Source organism: Sulfobacillus harzensis, from assembly GCF_012933365.1.
In the GTDB taxonomy this organism is placed as follows: domain Bacteria; phylum Bacillota; class Sulfobacillia; order Sulfobacillales; family Sulfobacillaceae; genus Sulfobacillus_B; species Sulfobacillus_B harzensis.
Window position 1 is genome coordinate 1 of sequence record NZ_JABBVZ010000183.1, and the last position, 3,986, is coordinate 3,986.

Annotated in this window: 6 protein-coding genes; 5 read left to right on the forward strand and 1 reads right to left on the reverse strand. The window is 57.8% G+C overall.

Annotated elements, in window-relative coordinates:
* Positions 1 to 120: 120 nt before the first annotated feature.
* From comA to HIJ39_RS21880, 5 genes are all read left to right on the forward strand, one after another.
* On the forward strand, positions 121 to 1,005 hold the full coding sequence (comA, locus tag HIJ39_RS21860) for a phosphosulfolactate synthase (RefSeq protein ID WP_169103159.1): 885 nt from the start codon (positions 121 to 123) through the stop codon (positions 1,003 to 1,005).
* Positions 989 to 1,696: a 2-phosphosulfolactate phosphatase gene (locus HIJ39_RS21865; RefSeq protein ID WP_338055270.1), complete on the forward strand. Its 708-nt coding sequence runs from the start codon at positions 989 to 991 to the stop codon at positions 1,694 to 1,696. The genes comA and HIJ39_RS21865 overlap by 17 nt, the downstream gene beginning before the upstream one ends.
* An 89-nt stretch (positions 1,697 to 1,785) precedes the next feature.
* Positions 1,786 to 2,256: a DUF441 domain-containing protein gene (locus tag HIJ39_RS21870; RefSeq protein WP_169103160.1), complete on the forward strand. Its 471-nt coding sequence runs from the start codon at positions 1,786 to 1,788 to the stop codon at positions 2,254 to 2,256.
* Between the two features lie 12 nt (positions 2,257 to 2,268).
* Positions 2,269 to 2,538, forward strand: a complete 270-nt coding sequence (locus HIJ39_RS21875) for a YqhV family protein (RefSeq protein WP_169103161.1) — start codon at positions 2,269 to 2,271, stop codon at positions 2,536 to 2,538.
* The gene (locus HIJ39_RS21880; RefSeq protein ID WP_169103162.1) at positions 2,535 to 3,281 is read left to right on the forward strand and encodes a polysaccharide deacetylase family protein; all 747 of its coding nucleotides are present in this window, start codon (positions 2,535 to 2,537) and stop codon (positions 3,279 to 3,281) included. The genes HIJ39_RS21875 and HIJ39_RS21880 overlap by 4 nt, the downstream gene beginning before the upstream one ends.
* Here the strand turns inward: HIJ39_RS21880 and HIJ39_RS21885 are convergent.
* Positions 3,278 to 3,853 (reverse strand): NADPH-dependent FMN reductase, encoded by a 576-nt coding sequence (locus tag HIJ39_RS21885; protein WP_169103163.1) that lies wholly within the window; start codon positions 3,851 to 3,853, stop codon positions 3,278 to 3,280. The two genes, HIJ39_RS21880 and HIJ39_RS21885, sit on opposite strands and share 4 nt — an antisense overlap.
* Between the last annotated feature and the right edge of the window lie 133 nt (positions 3,854 to 3,986).

The window sequence follows — 3,986 nt, forward strand, 5'->3', positions numbered from 1 at the left end:
TAATTCAGGGGGAAAGAAATTTTCTCAGACCCCACAAGCATTGCAAATCAAGGACTTCGGGTTATGAAAAACCCTCGGTTGAATATGGTGCGAAGGATCGCAAAATCAGGAGGGAAGGCTATGTTACGGCACGACGGTGAAGCGTGGATTGACATCCTCGACTTTCCTTTTAAGAACCGCACGGAAAAGCCGCGCAAGACCGGCTTGACGATGGTGATTGACAAAGGCTTGGGTCTGACTGATACCCGGGATTTGATGGAATTGGCCTCGAACTACATTGACCACTTGAAGCTTACATTTGGGACGTCAGCGTTTTACAATACGCGCCTTTTGCGACAGAAAATTGAACTGGTAAAGTCCTATGGGGTGCACATTTTCCCGGGCGGCACCTTTTTGGAACTGGCCCTGTTGCAAGGTCGCATCTTTCAATATCTTGACCGGGCTCGCGACCTGGGATTCACCGGGGTGGAAATTTCGGACGGCACGATTAATATTGATGAGGAGACACGTTACAACACCATTAAACTGGCACGCACCTACGGGTTTGAGCTGGTTGTGAGTGAAGTGGGCAAAAAGGACCCGCGTGATCAGGCGACCGTGCCCTTGAATCAGCAGGTCAATCAGGACTTGGAGGCCGGATCCGATGTGGTGATCGTAGAAGGCCGGGAAAGCGGTGAAGGCGTCGTGATCTATGACGATGATGGCAATATTTTAGGCGACGAGCTTGACGCCATGGTCAAAAATGTTCGCGACCCCGGACGCTTGCTATGGGAGGCGCCGCAGAAAAAACAGCAACAGGAGCTCATCATGCGGTTCGGTCCCAATATCAATCTCGGCAACGTGCAGCCGGGCGATGTGCTGGCGCTGGAAGCACTTCGCGTCGGATTGAGGGGCGACACCCTGCGACACTACTATCTCAACACGCAAGGGTTGGAGGAGCCGGTCCATTGGCAATGGCCCAAGGTCGCAGCAGGCGAGGGGGGCGTTCGTGAGGCGAACAGTTGAGGTGGCATTCCGGTTAGAGGATGCGGCAACCGAGGGCGTGGGGGCTGCGTTGGTGATTGACACGCTGCGCGCCACCACCACCATGACAGCCATTTTGGAGCGGGGGGCGCTAGCCGTGCGCCCGGTGGCGTCACTGGACGAGGCCTACAGTCGGCGCGCCCACGACCCTGAACTGCTCTTGGGGGGTGAGCGCAACAACGCCCCACCCGAAGGATTTGACGGCGGGAATTCGCCGTACGATTGGCCTACGGAACGGGTCCGAGGCCGGCGGGTGATTTTTTCCACCACCAATGGCACCCGGGCCATCGAAGCTGTGGCGCATATCAACCACGTGGCGATGGCCGCGCTGAGCAATGCGGGCGCGGCGGCGCAATATCTCTGGCAATGGGAATGCCCAGCGTTGGTGGTGGCGTCGGGAACGCAGGGCCAAATCGCGCTGGAGGATGTGTTGGCCGCCGGAGCGGTGGTCAGCCATTGGCCGTCCGAGGCCCTTCAAGATGGGGCTCTGATCGCCCGGTCCCTCTTTTTGCAGTATCAGGACCGGTTGGAGGAAGGGGTGCGCCGCGCCCAGCACGGCCAAGCCTTAGCCCGTTTAGGGTTAGACCGTGATTTGGCCTATGCGGCCCAACTGGACATTTCGCCGGTGGTCGGCGTCTTATGCCAGGATGGTTGGATTCGCGCCGAGAGTTAAGCGACGCACAGCGACCGGCCCCTTTTGGGGCCGGTCTTTTTGTGCGCTTGTCTTCATAAGTATTGCCGTCTGGACAAACAGGGGGGCGGATGCTGACCACGGAAAATCTCGGACTCATCGGGTTGTTGTTGCTTGGGTTGGCCGCCCGTTCCGAGCTGGTGGCGGGCGCAGCGGCACTTTTGCTGATGCTGCGCTTCACCAAAATGACCTTTGTGCTGCCCACCTTGGAACGGCGCGGGGTGGAGATCGGTTTGCTTTTTCTCACGATCGCCATGCTAGTACCGTTCGCGCAAGGTCTGGTCAGCATGAAGGAGATTGGCCGTGGGCTTGTGACGCTGCCCGGCATCTTGGCCATCATTGGTGGCATGGTCGCAACCCGCATCAATGGCCAAGGCCTTCGCATGCTCAATCAACAGAGCCATTTGATGATAAGCCTCATTGTGGGCTCCATTCTCGGCATTGTGGTCTTGGGTGGCATCCCGGTGGGGCCGTTGATGGCGGCCGGCGTGACCTACCTGTTATTGGAGGGCATTAGTCTCGTGACGCATTGGTTTCATTGAAGAGAGGGCGCTATGTCTGACGAGATTTTTCTTAACGGCATGATATTGCTTCGCTTTTTGTCGGCCTGCATTGAGTTTACGGGGGCCTTTTTGATGTGGCGCTACTATCGCCTGGATATGGCCATCCGCATCAACGGGTTTCTGGGACTGGCCGGCCCCATCATCCTGACGACCACCATGATGCTGGGAATTGCCGGTTTAGCCGCCAGTCGGGTCCCCGTGGCCAAAATTGTATGGATTGGCCTCGGGGTGGCTTGCATTCTCTGGGGCACTACCCGGTGATTGGACGGGTCATCCGTCATTGGCCGACGCTATTGGCTTTGCTGGTTTTGGCCTGCTACAGTCCCTTTTTGGCGCGGCAGGCCTTTGACCGTGTTCCTGGCCCCTCGCCGCCGGGCGTGGTGCGGCGCATTCCGGTTCGCGGACGTTGGGTGGCGCTGGCGTTTGACGACGGGCCAAGTCCGCTGGAAACGCCGCGGGTGCTTCAGGTGCTGGCCCAATATCATGCCCATGCCAGCTTTTTTGTGGTGGGGCTCAACGTTCATCGTCGGGAGTCCCTGTTGCGGCAGATGATGAGAGACGGCGATGGGGTGGAAAATCATACCGACGGGCACATTAACCTCGCAGCCCACTCCTATTCTCAGGACTTGGCCGATTTAAAAGCCGCCAACCGGGCGGTTGAGATGGTCACCGGTCGACGGCCATATTGGCTGATGCCCCCCTATGACGCGGTCGATCCAACCGTAAGGCGGGCTGCGGCGGCGGCTCACCTTCATTTGGTGGAGGCGTCCCCCGGTGAAAATGTCGCCAACGGCGTCTTAAGCACGGCCGCGGTGATTCATCAGGTGCTGGCTCATGTGGAGCCGGGCAGCATTGTGGTTTTGCATGACGGGCCCGGCAATCTGGCCGTAGTCCACGCCCTGCCGAGCATTTTGTCCCTATTGCAAATTGAAGGATATCGCGTGGGAAGCCTAAATCAAGTCATGCTGAGCAATCGTTCCGCCTGGAGACCGAGCTCCCATTAGTCGGATGTGGGAGCCGCCGGAGCCTCTCGTTGGCGCCGGTGTAAATCCGCCAGCCGTATGGTATCCTCGACCAATCGGGCTAGACGGAGCCCCACCTCGGCGTTGATGAGGTGATTGTCCTCGTCAAAGTCTTTTTCCTCCATGAAGACATAGTGGGGAACGATGGGCGCGCGCAGATAGCTCAAAATGGGCTTAAGCTGATACTCCGGAACCATGAAATGGCGGGCCGATGCCGCGATCATGGCGATGCCGGCCACGGTGTCTCGCAGCGCATGCAGCGGCAACAAGTCAAAGACATTCTTCAGCGGTGCTGGAATGGAGGCTTGATACACGGGGGCAACAATAATTAAGCCGTCCGCGCCCAAGACTGTACTGGCAACGTATCGGGTGTCGCTGGCAAAACCATAATCCCAGTACACGCGGCCGTCACTGAATTCGACATCATAGGCGGCCAAATCCAAGAGCGTCGATTCCACCTCCGGAAACTGGCGGTTGATGACCCCTTGCAGGATATCCACAATGTTGCGCGTTTTGGCACCGACGACGGCTCCCGACAATAGCACGACCTTCATTGACGAACCTCCATCCGGACATGACCGGCCTCTTCATATTGCATGCAGTCATCATACTCTAGTATAGCCATTCCTAAATAGCGTCCATGCTTTTTGCGTCCTCGGGCTTCCACTTCCAGCGAAACGGTACCGG

Coding starts and splice junctions, on each gene's coding strand:
- comA (WP_169103159.1), top strand. CDS start 121: ATGTTACGGCACGACGGTGAAGCGTGGATTGACATCCTCGACTTTCCT.
- HIJ39_RS21870 (WP_169103160.1), top strand. CDS start 1,786: ATGCTGACCACGGAAAATCTCGGACTCATCGGGTTGTTGTTGCTTGGG.
- HIJ39_RS21875 (WP_169103161.1), top strand. CDS start 2,269: ATGTCTGACGAGATTTTTCTTAACGGCATGATATTGCTTCGCTTTTTG.
- HIJ39_RS21885 (WP_169103163.1), bottom strand. CDS start 3,853: ATGAAGGTCGTGCTATTGTCGGGAGCCGTCGTCGGTGCCAAAACGCGC.